The sequence below is a fragment of the Streptomyces milbemycinicus genome (assembly GCF_002154605.1).
GTDB classification, from domain to species: domain Bacteria; phylum Actinomycetota; class Actinomycetes; order Streptomycetales; family Streptomycetaceae; genus Streptomyces; species Streptomyces milbemycinicus.
Window position 1 is genome coordinate 1 of record NZ_MUNE01000150.1, and the last position, 17,912, is coordinate 17,912.

At 72.8% G+C, this 17,912-nt stretch carries 2 protein-coding genes; both read left to right on the forward strand.

What is annotated here, in order from left to right; translation table 11 throughout:
• The coding region (locus CCN51_RS13905) for a type I polyketide synthase (RefSeq protein WP_143675799.1) at positions 1 to 14,349 on the forward strand (14,349 nt) is incomplete at its 5' end.
• Between the two features lie 77 nt (positions 14,350 to 14,426).
• Positions 14,427 to 17,912, forward strand: a 3,486-nt coding sequence (locus CCN51_RS13910) for a type I polyketide synthase (RefSeq protein WP_143675800.1), incomplete at its 3' end; no start/stop codon positions are given.

The following is a 17,912-nucleotide window of genomic DNA, read 5'->3' on the forward strand; positions in this document are numbered from 1 at the left end:
GTGTCTGGTGAGCCGGGGGCGTTGGATGAGTTGCTGGCGGCGTGTGAGGCCGATGGCGCACGGGCGCGTCGTATCGCGGTGGATTACGCGTCGCATTCGGCGCAGGTGGAGTCCATCCGTGAGCAGGTCATCGGCGCTCTGGAGGGCATCGAGCCACGTCGGGGTGAGGTTCCCTTTTACTCGACCGTGACCGGTGGTGTCATCGACACCACCGCGCTGGATGCCGAGTACTGGTACACCAACCTCCGCCGGACCGTGCGTTTCGATGAGACGGTCCGGGCGTTGCTGGGCGATGGTTTCGGCTTCTTCGTGGAGTCCAGTGCGCATCCGGTGCTCACTGTGGGCCTTCAGGAGAACTTCGAGGACACCGATAGCGCCGCCGTCGCTCTGGGCACCCTGCGCCGCGACGAGGGCGGTCCGGAGCGGTTCCTGACCTCTCTCGCCGAGGGATACGTCCACGGCCTGCCCGTCGACTGGGACGCGGTGTTCGCCGGAAGCGGCGCCCGGCTGCTGCTGGACCTGCCGACGTACGCGTTCCAGCACAAGCGCTACTGGCTGGAGTCCCAGGCCCTGGACACCGCCGCCGCCACCGGGCTCGGTCTCGGGGCCGCCGACCACCCGCTGCTGGGTGCCGCCGTGCAGGTGGCTGGCAAGGACCAGTCGCTGCTGACCGGGCGGCTGTCGCTGCGGACCCACCCGTGGCTCGCCGACCACGCCGCCCTTGGCACCGTCCTCGTCCCGGCGGCGGCCTTCGTCGAGCTGGGACTGCGCGCCGCCGACGAGGTCGGCTGCGAACTGGTGGACGAACTGACCCTGGAGGCACCGCTGGTGCTGCCCGAGCGCGGCGGTGTCCAGGTGCAGCTTTCGGTGTCCGCCCCCGACGCGGCAGGCCGCCGCGAACTGGCCGTCCACTCCCGCCCGGAGGACACGACCGACGGGCCGTGGACGCGACACGCCACCGGTGTGCTCGCCGTCGAGCGCGCCCCCGTACCCGACGGCCTGGCGGCGTGGCCGCCGCCCGGTGCCGAAGCCGTCGCGGTCGAGGACTTCTACGACCGGATCGCGGACGCGGGCTACGGCTACGGCCCGGCGTTCCGGGGGCTGCGGGCCGCGTGGCGCGGCGCCGACGGGGCCGTGTACGCCGACGTGGAGCTGGCGGAGGAGCAGGCCCAGGAGGCGGGCCGGTTCGGCCTCCACCCGGCACTGCTCGACGCCGCACTTCACCCCGCCGCTCTGCTGGACCCGCCCACGGGCGAGGCGGATCAGCTCCGGCTGCCTTTCTCCTGGTCCGGTGTGTCGCTGTACGCCGTGGGCGCCACCAGGCTGCGCGTCCACGTACGGCCGGCCGGCGAGGACACGGTGGCGGTGACGGTCGCGGACCCCTCCGGCGCCCCCGTCGCCACCGTCGACTCCCTCGTCCTGCGCCCGGTGTCGCCCGAGCAGTTGCGGCAGGCGGGCGACCCGACCCGGGACGCCCTCTTCCGCATCGGCTGGACACCCCTGCGGCCCGTCACCGGGACCCCCGACTGGGTGACCATCGGTCCGGACGGGGACTACGAGGACGTTCCGGCGCTGCTGGCCGGGCCGGCCGCCGAGGGCGCGGCCGTGCCACCGACCGTCGTCGCCTTCCTCGACCCCGAGCCGCACGACCTCGACGGTGAACTTCCCGGCCTCGTGCACACGGCCACCACCCGCGCGCTGGAGCTGGTGCGGGCGTGGCTGGACGACGCCCGGCTGGAGTCCTCGCGGCTGGTGCTGGTGACCCGTGGCGCGGTGTCCACCGGGCCCGGCGAGGACGTGGCCGATCTCGTGCACGCCCCGGTGTGGGGTCTGCTGCGCACCGCCCAGTCCGAAAACCCGGGCCAGTTCGTGCTGGTGGACCTCGACGGTGCGGCGCGGGACGGGCTGTCGGCCGTCGCCACCGCCGTCGCCACCGCCGTCGAGCTGGACGAGCCGCAGGTGGCGGTCCGCGACGGCGCGGTGCTCGTGCCGCGTCTGGTACGCGCCCCGCGCGCGTCCGCGACCCCGCAGACCCCCCGCTTCGGCCCCGAGGGCACCGTGCTGATCACGGGCGGTACGGGCGCCCTGGGCGGGCTGCTGGCCCGCCACCTGGTGGCCGAGCATGGCGTGCGGGGCCTGCTGTTGGCGAGTCGTCAGGGGCGTGAGGCTGCGGGCGCGGGTGAGCTGGAGGCCGCGCTGCGGGAGCTGGGTGCGGAGTGGGTCGAGGTGGCGGCGTGTGACGCGGCGGACCGCGACGCGCTGGCAGCCGTCCTATCCGGTATCCCCGCCGACCGCCCGCTGAAGGCCGTGATCCATGCGGCCGGTGTGCTGGACGACGGGCTGGTGACCACGCTGGAGCCGGACCAGTTGGCGCGCGTGCTGCGGCCCAAGGTGGATGCGGCGGTCCATCTGCATGAGCTGACCCGCGACCTGGACCTGTCCGCCTTCGTCCTCTTCTCCTCCATCGCCGCCACGCTCGGCAACCCGGGCCAGGGCAACTACGCGGCCGCCAACGCCTTCCTGGACGCCCTCGCCCAGCACCGCCGCGCGGACGGCCTCCCGGCCCGCTCGCTGATCTGGGGCTACTGGGCCCAGAGCAGCGAGCTGACCGGCCACCTCGACGACGCCGATGTGGCCCGCTATCTGCGCATGGGCGTCGCCCGGATGTCCTCCGAGCAGGGCCTGAGCCTGTTCGACGCCGGATGCGCCGACAGCGGCGACGACGCCGCGCTCGTCCTCAGCCGCCTGGACCTCGCCGGGCTGCGCACGCTCGCCGCCGACGGTGAGCTCTTCCCGCTCTACCGCAACCTCGTCCGCGCCCCCGCGCGGCGCACCGCCAGCACCGGCGAGGACGCGGACAGTCTGCTGCGCGGCCTGTCCGGGATGTCCGACGACGAGCAACTCCGCTTCCTGCTCGACCTCGTACGCGGCCGGGTGGCGACCGTACTCGGACACGCCGACGGGGAGACCGTCGAGGCGAACCGCCCGTTCAAGGAGCTGGGCTTCGACTCGCTCACCGCCCTCGAACTGCGCAACCGGCTGGGGGTGGCGACCGGTCTGCGGCTGCCCGCGACCCTCGTCTTCGACTACCCGACCCCGCTCGCCGTCGCCGGCTACCTGCGCTCGGAGGCCCTCGGGCTCGGGCTCGGCGACGCGGCCCCGGCCGTGGTGGCGTCGGGAGTGGCCGACGAGCCGATCGCCATCGTGGGGATGGCCTGCCGGTTCCCGGGTGGGGTGGCGTCTCCGGAGGACCTGTGGCGGCTGGTGGAGTCGGGCGGGGACGCGGTGTCTCTGTTCCCGACGAATCGTGGCTGGGATGTCGAGGGGCTGTATGACCCGGATCCGGAGGCGGTGGGGAAGAGCTATTCGCGGGAGGGTGGTTTCCTGTATGAGGCGGGGGAGTTCGATCCTGGTTTCTTCGGGATTTCGCCGCGTGAGGCGCTTGCGATGGATCCGCAGCAGCGGTTGTTGCTGGAGACGTCGTGGGAGGTGTTCGAGCGGGCGGGGATCGATCCGCGGACGCTGAAGGGCAGCTCGACCGGTGTGTTCGCCGGTGTCATGCATCACGACTACGCGGCCCGCGTCGAACAGCTCCAGGGCGAGATCGAGGGCTACGCGCTGATGGGCGCCTCGCCCGCCGCCGTATCCGGCCGGGTCGCCTACACCTTCGGCCTCGAAGGGCCCGCCGTCACGGTGGACACCGCCTGTTCGTCCTCCCTGGTGGCCCTGCATCTGGCCGTGCAGGCGCTGCGCTCGGGCGAATGCTCGATGGCGCTGGCCGGCGGTGTCACCGTCATGTCGAGGCCCACGCTGTTCGTGGAGTTCAGCCGTCAGCGGGGGATGGCGCCGGATGGGCGGTGCAAGGCGTTCTCAGCGTCGGCGGATGGTGCCGGGTGGTCCGAGGGTGTCGGTGTGCTGCTGGTGGAGCGGCTGTCGGATGCGCGCCGCAATGGCCACAACGTGCTGGCGGTGGTGCGGGGTTCGGCCGTCAACCAGGACGGCGCCAGCAACGGGCTCACGGCGCCGAATGGTCCGTCCCAGCAGCGTGTCATCCGTGCCGCGCTGGCCAACGCCCGCCTCGGGGTGGGCGATGTGGATGCGGTGGAGGCCCATGGCACGGGTACGACGCTGGGTGACCCGATCGAGGCACAGGCGCTGCTGACCACGTACGGCCAGGGCCGGTTGGAGGGCCGGCCGCTGCGGCTGGGGTCGGTGAAGTCCAACATCGGTCATGCGCAGGCCGCGGCGGGTGTCGCGGGTGTCATCAAGATGGTGGAGGCGATGCGTCACGGCGTCCTCCCCGGTACCCTGCACGTCGACGAGCCGACCCCGCACGTCGACTGGACCTCCGGCGATGTGGAGTTGCTGACCCAGCCGGTGGAGTGGACGACCGACGGCCGTCCGCGCCGGGCCGGTGTCTCGGCCTTCGGCGCGAGCGGCACCAACGCCCACGTGATCCTCGAATACGAAACGGAGCCACAGCCACCCATCGAGGCCCCCGCCGCACCCGGCGCCCTCGACTCGCTGGTGGTGCCGTGGGTGGTCTCCGGCCGCACCGAGGCCGGACTGCGCGGCCAGGCCGGGCGGCTCGCGGAGTTCGCCGGTGGGCACGACGAGCTGTCGCTGACCGATGTGGGCTGGTCGCTCTCGGCCACGCGCGCCGCGCTCGAACACCGGAGCGTGGTCCTCGCCGCCGACCGCGAGAGCGCGCTGACCGGGCTCAACGCCCTGGCCGAGGGGACAGCCCCGACAGGTGTGGTGACCGGTGTGGCCACCGAGGAGCCCGGTCGTGTGGTGTTCGTCTTCCCTGGTCAGGGGTCGCAGTGGCGGGGTATGGCGGCTGGGTTGCTGGAGTCGTCTTCGGTGTTCGCGGAGCGGCTTGCGGAGTGTGATGCGGCGTTGCGGCCGCATGTGGGCTGGTCGGTGGTGGATGTGGTGCGCGGTGGTGAGGATGCCGCGTCGCTGGATGACGTGGTGGTGGTGCAGTCCGCGTTGTGGGCGGTGATGGTGTCGCTGGCGGCGGTGTGGCGTTCGGCGGGTGTGGAGCCGGCTGCCGTCATCGGTCACAGCCAGGGTGAGATCGCGGCGGCCGCGGTGTCGGGGGCGTTGTCGCTGGGGGACGCGGCGCGTGTGGTGGCCTTGCGTGCGCGGGCGATTGCCGAGGGGCTGTCGGGTCGGGGTGGCATGGTGTCGGTGCCGCTGCCTGCCGGGGAGGTGCGGGAGCGGCTGGAGCGCTGGGGTGAGCGGATTTCGGTCGCGTCGGTGAATGGGCCGTCGTCCACGGTGGTGTCGGGTGAGCCGGAGGCGCTGGATGAGTTGCTGGCTGCGTGTGAGGCGGATGAGGTTCGGGCGCGTCGTATCGCGGTGGATTACGCGTCGCATTCCGCGCAGGTGGAGTCCATCCGTGAGCAGGTGATCGGCGCTCTGGGGGGCATCGAGCCGCGCCGGGGTGAGATTTCCTTCTACTCGACCGTGACCGGCGGCGTCATCGATACGTCCGGGCTGGACGCCGAGTACTGGTACACGAACCTCCGTCAGACGGTCCGTTTCGATGAGACGGTCCGGGCGTTGCTGGGCGATGGTTTCGGTTTCTTCGTGGAGTCCAGCGCCCACCCGGTGCTCACGGTCGGTCTTCAGGAGACCTTCGAGGACACCGCGAGCGCCGCCATCGCCCTGGGCACGCTGCGCCGTGACGAGGGCGGTACGGAGCGGTTCCTGACCTCGCTCGCCGAGGGGTACGTACGCGGTCTGGAGGTCGACTGGGACGCGGTGTTCGCGGGAACGGGGGCGCGGCGCGTCGATCTGCCCACGTACGCCTTCCAGCGACAGCAGTTCTGGCTTCAGCCGGCCGCCACAGCCCCGAGCGGTGATGCCTCCGGTTTCGGTCTCGGTGCGACGGACCATCCGCTGCTGGGTGCGGCGGTGCGGCTCGCGGGTGAGGATCAGTTGCTGCTGACGGGACGGGTCTCGCTGCGCACTCATCCGTGGCTGGCCGACCATGCGGTGTCCGGCACCGTGCTGGTGCCCGGCACGGCGCTGGTGGAGCTGGCCCTGCGCGCCGCCGACGAGGTGGGGTGTGCCCAGGTCGAGGACCTGATCCTCGCCGCGCCGCTGGTGCTGCCCGAGCAGGGCGGCGTCCAGGTGCAGCTTTCGGTGTCCGCGCCCGACGAGGCGGGCCGCCGCGAACTGGCCCTGCACTCCCGTCCCGAGGACGCCCCAGCGGACGCGCCTTGGACGCGCCACGCCACCGGCACGGTCGGCGGACAGCAGCCGTCGGCGGCGGGCGATCTGACGGCGTGGCCGCCGTCGGGCGCGCGGCCGGTCGCGGTGGACGCGTTCTACGCACAGGTGGCCGAGGCGGGTTACGAGTACGGGCCGGTCTTCCAGGGGCTGCGGGCGGCCTGGCGGGACGGTGATGACATCCTCGCCGAGATCGTGTTGCCGGAGGAGCAGGCGCAGGAGGCCGGCCGGTTCGGTATCCACCCGGTTCTGCTGGACGCCGCCCTCCACCCGGTCGTGCTGCTGAACGGCGGCTCCGCGGCCGACATCGGAAGCATCCGGCTGCCGTTCTCCTGGTCGGGGGTTTCTCTGCACGCGGTGGGTGCTACCACGCTGCGCGTGCGAGTGCGTCCGGTGGGTGAGGACGCGGTGGCGGTGACGGTGGCGGACACCGCGGGCGCGCCCGTGGCGTCCATCGACACCCTCGTCCTGCGGGCGGTGTCCCCCGAGCAGCTTCGCCAGGTGAACGACGCCACGCGTGACGCGCTCTTCCGCCTCGACTGGACCCCACTGGAGGCGGCCCCGGCCGCGCCGCTCGCCGAGGACGGTTACGCGGTGCTGACCACCCGTGGCCACGAGAGCCTGTCGGCGCTGAATGAGATGGCCGCGGTGCCGGAGTGCGTCTGCCTGCAGTTCCGCACGGCGCCGGACATGGACGTGGCGGGTGCCGTGCACACGGTGACGGCGGAGGCGCTGGCGCTGGCGCAGATATGGCTGGCCGACGATCGGTTCGCCTCGTCCCGCCTGGTCATCGTCACCCGGGGCGCGGTGCCGGCCGGTAGTGGTGAGGACGTGGCGGATCTGGTGCACGCCCCGCTGTGGGGGCTCGTGCGCACCGCCCAGGCGGAGAACCCCGGCCGCTTCCTCCTTATCGACCTCGACACTCCGGACGACGACATCCTGCCGACCGCCCTCGCCACCGCCCTGGGCGCCGAGGAGCCTCAACTCGCGGTGCGTCAGGGCAGGTTCTTCGTTCCGCGTCTCGCCCGTGCCACCTCGGGCGGTGGTGCGTTGCTGCCGCCGGCCGACGCGGCGTGGCGGCTGGCCACCACCGGTGCCGGGACGCTGGAGAACCTCGCGCTGCTGCCCGCCCCCGAGGCGCTGGCCCCGCTGGATGAGGGCCAGGTGCGAGTGTCCGTACGCGCCGGGGGCGTCAACTTCCGCGACGTACTGATCGGCCTCGGCATGTACCCCGACCCCGACGCCTACATGGGCACCGAGGGCGCGGGCGTGATCACCGAGGTGGGGCCGGGCGTCACCGGGTTCGCGGTGGGCGATCGCGTGATGGGGCTGCTGCCGGAGGCGTTCGGTCCGGTGTCCGTGGTGAACCGGCGGCTGATCGCGCCGATCCCCGAGGGCTGGTCGTACGAGCAGGCCGCGGCGATCCCCGTCGTCTTCCTGACCGCGTACGTCGGGTTGGCGGATCTGGCGGGGCTGGCTGAGGGGGAGTCGGTGTTGGTCCATGCGGCGACCGGTGGTGTGGGGATGGCGGCGGTGCAGTTGGCCCGGCACTGGGGTGCTGAGGTGTTTGTCACGGCGAGTGAGGGCAAGTGGGACACGCTGCGGGGGATGGGTTTCGATGAGGAGCACATGGCGTCGTCGCGGTCGTTGGACTTCGAGGAGAAGTTCCGGTCGGTGACCGGTGGGCGTGGTGTGGATGTGGTGCTGGACTCGCTTGCGAAGGAGTTCGTGGACGCGTCGCTGCGGTTGTTGCCGCGTGGTGGCCGGTTCCTGGAGATGGGCAAGACCGACATCCGCGACCCGCAGACCGTGGCCGCCGACCACCCCGGCGTCGACTACCACGCGTACGCCCTCACCGAGATCTCCCCGGACCGGCTCGGCGCGATCCTGACCGAGCTGGTGGCGCTGTTCGAGCGGGGTGCGCTGAAGCCGCTCCCCGTACGGACGTGGGATGTGCGCCGCTCACCGGAAGCCCTTCGTTTCATGAGCCAGGCGCGGCACATCGGCAAGATCGTGCTGACCGTTCCCAGGCCGCTCGACCCGGCGGGCACCGTACTCATCACCGGTGGCACGGGCACGCTGGGCGGGTTGCTGGCCCGTCATCTGGTGGCCGAGCACGGCATACGTCACCTCCTGCTGACCAGCCGACGCGGACCGGACGCCACCGGGGCGGCCGAACTGGAGGCCGCCCTGCGCGAACTGGGCGCGGAAACGGTGGACGTGGCCGCCTGCGACGCGGCGAACCGCCGTGCGCTTTCCTCCACCCTGGCGGCCATCCCCGCCGACCGCCCGCTGACCGGTGTCATCCACGCGGCCGGCGCACTGGACGACGGGCTGATCGGCACGCTGACCCCGGAGCGGTTGGAGCGCGTGCTGCGCCCGAAGGTCGACGCGGCACTCAACCTGCACGAACTCACCCGTGGCCTGGACCTGTCGGCCTTCTTGCTCTACTCCTCGCTCGCCGGCACCCTCGGCAGCCCGGGGCAGGCCAACTACGCGGCCGCGAACACCTTCCTGGACGCTCTCGCCGCGCGCCGGCGTGCGGCCGGGCTGAGCGGCGTATCGCTCGCCTGGGGCCACTGGGAGCAGTCCAGCGAACTGACCGGCCGACTCGACCAGGCCGACCGCGCGCGCATGGCGCGCTCCGGCATCGTCCCCATGACCACCGACCAGGGCCTGGCCCTGTTCGACGCCGCCCTGCGGATGGCCGAACCCCTGGCCGTCACCTCGCGCCTCGATCCCACGGCGTGGGCGTCGGGCGCGGGCAGCGAAGTGGTCCGGGCGCTGGCCCGCTGCCTGGCGGTGGCCGGTCCGGTGCGCCGGGCCCGGGTCGCACAGGCGGCCGAGGCCCAGGGCGGCGAGGGTTCGGCCCTGGTACGGCGGCTGGCCGCGCTGTCGGAGGGGGAGCGCACGGCGGCGCTGGTGGATCTCGTACGGACCCATGTGGCGACCGTACTCGGCCACGGCTCGCCCGCGGCCGTCGAACCCGAGCGTGCGTTCAAGGAGCTCGGCTTCGACTCCCTGACCGCCGTCGAACTCCGCAACCGCCTGCAATCGGCCACCGGTCTGCGCCTCCCCGCCACCCTCATCTTCGACCACCCCACGCCCAACGCCCTCGCCGAACACCTCAGGTCCGAGCTGGGCATCGGCGACCGGACCGACACCCTCGCCCCGGCGCCGGTGGCGGCGGCGGTGGACGACGATCCGATCGCGATCGTCTCCATGGCCTGCCGTTTCCCCGGCGACGCCGACTCCCCGGAAGGGCTGTGGGACCTGGTGGCCTCCGGCCGCGACGCCATCTCCGGCTTCCCGGCCGACCGTGGCTGGGACCTGGACCGGCTGTACGACCCGGACCCGGAGCGTTCCGGCAAGAGCTACGCCCGCGAGGGCGGCTTCCTGCGTGACGCCACGCGCTTCGACGCCGGGCTGTTCGGCATCTCGCCGCGTGAGGCGCTGGGCATGGACCCGCAGCAGCGGCTGGTCCTCGAATCCTCCTGGGAGGTGCTGGAGCGGGCGGGCATCGACCCGATGTCGCTGCGCGGCAGCCGGACCGGTGTCTACATCGGCGCGGTGACCACTGGCTACGGCCAGGACGTCAAGCTCCAGCAGAGCGTCGAGGGCTACTCGGTCACGGGCAACGTGCTGAGCGTCATCTCTGGTCGGGTGTCCTACCTCTTCGGGCTCGAAGGGCCGGCCATCACCGTCGACACGGCGTGCTCGTCGTCGCTGGTGGCGCTGCATCTGGCCGCCCAGGCGCTGCGTTCGGACGAATGCTCGCTCGCGCTGGTCGGCGGTGTCACGGTGATGCCCAGCCCGTTCGGCTTCGTGGAGTTCAGCCGCCAGCGCGTGCTGTCGCCCGACGGGCGCTGCAAGGCATTCGGCGCGACGGCCGACGGCACCGGCTTCTCCGAGGGCGTGGGCATGCTGCTGGTCGAGCGGCTGTCGGAGGCGCGTCGCCGGGGCCATCAGGTGCTGGCGGTGGTACGCGGTTCCGCGACCAATCAGGACGGCGCCTCCAACGGCCTCACCGCCCCCAACGGCCCGTCCCAGCAGCGCGTCATCCGCGCCGCCCTGGCCAACGCCCGGCTCAGCGCCGACGACATCGACGCCGTGGAAGCCCACGGCACCGGCACCACGCTGGGTGACCCGATCGAGGCGGGCGCCCTGCTCGCCACATACGGCAAGGACCGCCCGGCGGACCGGCCCCTGTGGCTCGGCTCCATCAAGTCCAACATCGGCCACACCCAGGCCGCGGCCGGCGCCGCGGGACTCATCAAGATGGTGATGGCCATGCGCCACGGCATCCTGCCGAGCACCCTGCACGCGGACGAACCGTCCCCGGAAGTGGACTGGTCGGCGGGCACGGTCCGGCTGCTGAACGAGCCGGTGGAATGGCACGGCAATGGCCGCCCGCGGCGCGTGGCGGTGTCGTCGTTCGGCATCAGCGGCACGAACGCGCACGTGATCCTCGAAGAGGCTCCGGCGCAGGAGCCTGCGGAGGAGCCGCGCGAGGAGCAGCCGGTGTTGGTCACGGACACGGTGCCGTGGGTGGTGTCGGGCAAGAGTGAGGCCGGCCTGCGGGGTCAGGCGGGTCGGCTGGCGGCGTTGGCGGGTGAGGGTTCCCTGGCTGATGTGGGCTGGTCGTTGGTGGCGTCGCGGGCGGTGTTGGAGCACCGGAGTGTGGTGCTGGCCGGGGACCGCGATGCGGCGGTGTCGGGTCTGGGCGCGGTGGCCGAGGGTGTGCCGGCGGCGGGTGTGGTGTCGGGTGCGGCGGATGTGCGGGGCCGGGTGGTGTTTGTCTTCCCGGGTCAGGGGTCGCAGTGGCGTGGGATGGCGGCGGAGCTTCTCGATTCCTCGCCGGTGTTCGCGGAGCGGTTCGCCGAGTGCGATGCGGTGTTGCGGGCGCATGTGGAGTGGTCGGCGCTGGATGTGGTTCGCGGTGCGTCGGGTGCGCCGTCGCTGGAGCGCATTGAGGTGCTTCAGCCGGTGTTGTTCGCGGTGAACGTGTCGCTGGCGGCCCTGTGGCGTGCGGTGGGCGTGGAGCCCGCTGCCGTGGTGGGCCACAGCCAGGGCGAGATCGCGGCGGCGTGTGTCGCCGGCGTCCTGTCGCTTGAGGATGCGGCGCGGTTTGTGGTTCTGCGTAGCGCGCTGTTCGCCGACGAGTTGGTGGGCAAGGGTGCGGTGGCGTCGGTGACGTTGTCCGCCGAGGCTGTGGAGGAGCGGCTTGCGGCGTGGGACGGCCGTCTGGTCATCGCGGGTCGCAACGGGCCGGGCGCTGTCACCGTCGCAGGAGAGGTCGCGGCGCTGGAGGAGTTTGTCGCCGGGTGCCAGGCGGAGGAGATCCGGGCGCGGGTCGTGGGTTCGACGGTGGCCTCGCACTGCGCTCAGGTCGATCCCCTGCGGGACCGCATTCTGGAGATGTTCGCGGATGTGGCGCCCCGGCGTGGTGAGGTGCCGTTCTATTCGACGGTGACCGGCAGCGCGCTGGAGACCACGGAGCTGGGCGCGGAGTACTGGTTCCGTAATGCCCGTCAGCCGGTGGACTTCGAAGGCGCGGTACGCGCTCTGCTCGCCGACGGTTTTCGTTTCTTCGTGGAGTCCAGTGCGCACCCGGTGCTGACGATGGGCGCGCAGGCCACCTTCGAGGACGCGGAGGTTGACGCGGTCGCGATCGGATCGCTGCGGCGTGACGAGGGTGGCGCGGAGCGGTTCCTGACGTCGATGGCCGAGGGGTACGTACGCGGTCTGCCGGTTGACTGGGAGGCGTTGTTCGCGGGGACGGACGCGCGCCGCGTCGAGTTGCCCACGTATGCCTTCCAGCGGCAGCGCTACTGGCTGGACGACCTCGCGACGTCCGTCGACGCCGATGCCACCGAAGGCGCCGGTGACGTGCTGGAGGCCGAGTTCTGGGGTGCCGTCGAGCGCGGCGACCTCGATGGGGTGGCGGCCGAGCTGGACGTGGCGGCCGACCAGCCGCTGAGCGCCGTTCTGCCCGCGCTCTCGTCGTGGCGACGGCGGCGGCGTGAGCGTTCGACGGTGGACCGCTGGCGCTACCGCGCCGCTTGGCGGCCTGCCACCGCCCCGTCGGCCCCGGCCCCGGCCCTCACCGGACGCTGGCTGCTGCTCGTCCCGGCCGGACTGACCGACGACGCCTGGGCCGCCGGTGCCGTACGGGCCCTGGAGGGCCATGGCGCGCAGGTCGAGCTGCTGGCCGTGGACCCGGTCGCGGCGGACCGTGCGCATCTGGCCGACCTGCTGCGCCCGGCGCTCGCCGACCAGGACGGCACCGCTGGCGTGCTGTCGCTCCTCGCCCTCGACGAGACCCCGCACCCCGGCCACCCGGCCGTTCCCGCCGGGGTCCTCGCCACCATGGCGCTGGCCCAGGCCATGGACGATGTCGAGGCGGCGGGCCCGCTGTGGGCCGCCACCCGTGGCGGTGTGCTGACCGGCCGGGCCGGGGACCCGGAGGCGCGGCCGCATCAGGCGCAGACCTGGGGTCTGGGCCGGGTGCTCGCGCTCGAACACCCCAAGCGCTGGGGCGGGTTGGTCGACCTGCCCGACGTGGCCGACGACGCCACGGTGGACCGGCTCGCTACCACGCTCTCCGGTGTGCCGCACCAGGAGGGCGCCACGGACGCGTACGAGGACCAGATAGCGGTCCGCGCCTCCGGTACGTACGCCCGCCGGCTGATCCGCGTGCCGCTGGAGGCGGAGCCCGCCGTACGGGAGTGGGACCCGAAGGGCACCGTGCTGATCACCGGCGGTACGGGTGGCGTCGGTGCGCAGGTGGCGGACTGGTTCGCCCGCAACGGGGCCGGGCATCTGCTGCTTACCAGCCGCCGGGGCCCCGACGCCCCGGGCGCCGCCGAACTGCGCGCGCGGATCGAGCGTTCGGGGGCCAGGGTCACCATCGCGGCCTGCGACATGGCGGACCGCGAGGCGGTGGCCGCGCTGGTCGCGGGCGTTCCCGAGGACCATCCGCTCACCGCGGTCATCCACACCGCGGGCGTCCCTCAGACGTACGTACCCGTCACCGACACCACACCGGATGACGTCGTCCGCATCACCTCCGGCAAGGTGGCGGGCGCGGTGCACCTGGACGAGGTGCTCGGGGACACCCCGCTGGACGCGTTCGTGGTCTTCTCCTCCAACGCGGCCGTCTGGGGCAGCGGTGGCCAGGGCGCGTACGCCGCGGGCAACGCCTTCCTCGACCTGTTCGCCGAGGAGCGGCGGGCGCGCGGCCGGACCACGACATCCGTCGCGTGGGGCGCCTGGGGCGGCGGCGGAATGATGGCGCTCGACGGGGCCACCGAGTACATGGGGCGGCGCGGCGTCCTGGAGATGGCGCCCGAGTCGGCCATCTCCGCGATGGTGCGGGCCGTGGAGCACGACGAGACCTTCGTGGCCGTCGCGGACGTCGAGTGGGAACGGTTCGTGCTCGGCTTCACCGCCGCCCGCCCCAGCCCGCTGCTGGCCGAACTGCCCGAGGCCCAGCGCGCGTTGCGCGAGGCCGAGGGCGGTGGCGCCGAGGACGCCGACAGGGGTGCGGCGCTGGCCGCCCGGCTCACCGAGCTGTCGGAGAACGAGCAGCTCAAGGAGTTGCTGGAGCTGGTTCGTACCGAAGTGGCGGCCGTCCTGGGCCACACCGGCGCCGACGGCATCCAGGCGGGCATGGCCTTCAAGGAGATCGGCTTCGATTCCCTGACCGCGGTCGAACTGCGCAACCGGCTCAACGCCGCCACCGGGCTGCGCCTCCCCGCCAGCCTGGTCTTCGACCACACCACGCCCGCCGCCCTGGCCAAGCATCTGCGGGCCCAGGTCATACCGGATTCGCGGGGTGGCGCGGCGGTGTCCGTGTTCGGCGAGCTGGAGGCGCTGGAGGCCGGTATCGCCGGGCTCTCCGGTGACGGCGAGAGCGCGACGAAGGTCGCGGAACGGCTCGAAGCCCTGGTCTGGAAGCTACGGGACAGCCGCGTGACACCGGGCGACGGAACGGCACCGACGGCCGCCCCCGGCCCCGACGCGGCCGACGCGCCCGACGACGATCTCGCATCGGCATCAGCCGAGGAAATGTTCGACTTGCTCGAAAAGGAATGGGGGGATTCCTGATCCATGTCCGCCATCGGTATGGGGAATTGGCGCCCGCAGCACGGTCTCGATGCGACGCGAGTGGGGAATTAGGGGCAATGGCGGAGAACGAAGAGAAACTGCTCGCCTATCTCAAGCGGGTGACCGGCGATCTGCGGCAGACCCAGCACCGGCTGCGCGAGGCGGAGGCGGCGGCGGAGACGGCGGCGCACGGCGAACCGATCGCCATCGTCGGCATGGCCTGCCGCTATCCGGGTGGAGTGACCTCCCCCGAGGAGCTGTGGGAGCTGGTCGCCGAGGGCCGGGACGCGATCACCGAGTTCCCCACCGACCGGGGCTGGGACATCGAGGGCGAGTACGACCCCGACCCCACCCGCCCCGGGAAGAGCTATGTGCGCGGCGGCGGATTCCTGCACGACGCCACCGAATTCGACGCGGGATTCTTCGGCATATCCCCGCGCGAGGCCCTGGCCATGGACCCTCAGCAGCGGCTGCTGCTGGAAGGCGCCTGGGAGCTTTTCGAACGGGCCGGAATCGACCCAAAATCCCTCAAGGGCAGCCCCACCGGCACCTTCATCGGCTTCAGTTCGATGGACTACGGCTGGAAGCTCCAGGCCATTCCCGAGGTCGTCGAGGGCTATTACGCCACCGGCAACTTCGCGAGCGTCATGTCCGGCCGGGTCGCGTACACCTTCGGCCTGGAGGGGCCCGCCGTCACCGTGGACGCCGCCTGCTCGTCGTCCATGGTGGCCCTGCACATGGCCGCCACGGCGCTGCGCTCGGGCGAATGCTCACTCGCGGTGGCCGGCGGGGTGACGGTGATGTCCACCTCCATCGGCTACGCGGAGTTCAGCCGCCAGCGGGCGCTGTCCCCCGACGGCCGCTGCCGGGCCTTCGCCGCCTCCGCCGATGGCTTCGGCCCGGCCGAGGGGCTCGGCCTGCTGCTGGTCGAACGGCTCTCCGACGCGCGCCGCAACGGCCATGAGGTGCTCGCGGTGGTACGCGGCACCGCCGTCAACCAGGACGGCGCCAGCAACGGCCTCACCGCCCCCAACGGCCCTTCCCAGGAGCGGGTGATCCGCGCCGCCCTCCGCAACGCGCGGGTCGCTCCGGACCAGATCGACGCGGTGGAGGCGCACGGCACGGGTACGACGCTGGGCGACCCGATCGAAGCCCACGCCCTGCTGGCCACGTACGGGCAGCGCCGACCCGCCGACCGGCCGCTGTGGCTGGGCTCCGTCAAGTCGAACATCGGGCACACGTCGGCGGCCGCGGGCGTGGCGGGTGTCATCAAGATGACACAGGCGATGCGGCACGGGCTGCTGCCGAAGACCCTGCACGTGGACGAGCCGACCCCACACGTCGACTGGTCGTCGGGCGCGGTGCGGCTGCTCACCGAACCGGTGGAGTGGACGACCGACGGCCGTCCGCGTCGGGCCGCGGTCTCGGCGTTCGGCATCAGCGGCACGAACACGCACGTCATCCTCGAGGAGCCGCAGCCCACGCAGGACCCGGACCCGGACCCGGCCCCCGAGCCGGAGTCGGGGCCCGGTGCCGCCGCGGCGGTTTCCGGGCTCACGGCGACCGCCGTCCCGTGGGTGGTCTCCGGCCGGTCCGAGGCCGGACTGCGGGCCCAGGCCGCCCGACTGGCGGCGTTCACCGGCGACCGGGACGAGGCGGCCGTGACGGACACAGGCTGGTCGCTCACCGCCACCCGCGCCGCGCTGGAACACCGTGGAGTGGTGCTCGCGACCGACCGCGACAGCGCCGTGACCGGGCTCGCCGCGCTCACCGCGGGCGACTCGGCACCGCACGTGGTGCGGGGCGTGGCCGCGATCGACGACGCCGAAGCCGACCTCGTGTGGCGGACCGTGTTCGTGTTCCCGGGTCAGGGGTCGCAGTGGCGGGGGATGGCGGCGGGGTTGCTGGAGTCGTCGCCGGTGTTCGCGGAGCGGCTGGCGGAGTGTGATGTGGCGTTGCGGCCGTATGTGGGCTGGTCGGTGGTGGATGTGGTGTGCGGCAGTGCCGACGCGCCTTCGCTGGATGATGTGGTGGTGGTCCAGGCGTCGTTGTGGGCGGTGATGGTGTCGTTGGCGGCGGTGTGGCGTTCGGTGGGTGTGGAGCCGGCGGCCGTCATTGGTCACAGTCAGGGTGAGATCGCGGCGGCTGCCGTCGCCGGGGCCCTGTCCCTGGAGGACGCGGCGTGTGTGGTGGCGTTGCGGGCGCGGGCGATTGCCGAGGGGTTGTCGGGGCGGGGTGGCATGGTGTCGGTGCCGCTGCCTGCCGAGGAGGTACGGGCTCGTATCGAGGCTTGGGGCGGGCGGATTTCGATCGCGTCGGTCAATGGGCCGTCGTCCACGGTGGTGTCTGGTGAGCCGGGGGCGCTGGATGAGTTGCTTGCGTCCTGCGAGGCTGAGGATTTACGCGCTCGCCGGATCGCGGTGGATTACGCGTCGCATTCGGCGCAGGTGGAGTCCATCCGTGAGCAGGTCATCGGCGCCCTGGAGGGCATCCGGCCCCGTACCTCGGCCGTTCCCTTCTACTCGACCGTGACCGGCGGGCTCATCGACACCGAGCGCCTGGACGCCGAGTACTGGTACACCAACCTCCGCCGGACCGTGCGTTTCGATGAGACGGTCCGCGCCCTGCTGGACGACGGGTGTGGCTTCTTCATCGAGTCCAGCGCCCACCCGGTGCTCACCGTCGGTCTGCAGGAGACCTTCGAGGACACCGGCCGCCCCGCCGTCGCTCTGGGCACCCTGCGCCGCGACGAGGGCGGTCCGGAGCGGTTCCTGACCTCGCTCGCCGAGGGGCACGTACGCGGTCTGGAAGTCGACTGGGACGCAGTGTTCGCGGGGACGGGGGCGCGGCGTGTCGCCCTGCCCACGTACGCCTTCCAGCGCGAGCGCTACTGGCTCGACGCCGGCACCGCGTCCGCCACTGACCCGGCGGGCCTCGGCCTCGCCGCCGCCGACCATCCGCTGCTGGGCGCCACCGTGCGACTGGCCGCGGACGGCGGCCTGCTGCTCACCGCGCGGCTCTCGGCGCGGACCCACCCCTGGCTCGCCGAACACACCGCCCTCGGGGCGGTCGTGGTGCCCGGAGCGGCGCTGCTGGAGCTGGCGTTCGCCGCGGCCCGGGAGGCGGAGTGCGGCCAGGTGGAGCGGCTGACGGCGGCCGAGCCGCTGGTGCTGCCCGAGCGCGGTGGTGTGCAGGTGCAGCTCACGGTGGGCGCGCCGGACGAGACCGGCCGCCGGGCGCTGCGGCTCCACGCCCGTCCCGAGGACGCCCACCCGGACACGGCCTGGACCCTGCACGCCACCGGTGCGCTCGCGCCCGGGAGCGCGCCGGCTCCCGCTCCGGCGGGCGCGTGGCCGCCGCCCGGTGCCCAGCCGCTCGACGTCGACGGTTTCTATGAGCGGGCCGTCGGGGCGGGGTATGGATACGGCCCGGTCTTCCAGGGCCTGCGCGCCGCGTGGCGCGACGGCGAGGACGTCCTCGCCGAGATCGCGCTGCCGGAGGAGCAGGCCCAGGACGCCGCCCGGTACGGAATCCACCCCGCCCTGCTGGACGCCGCACTGCAC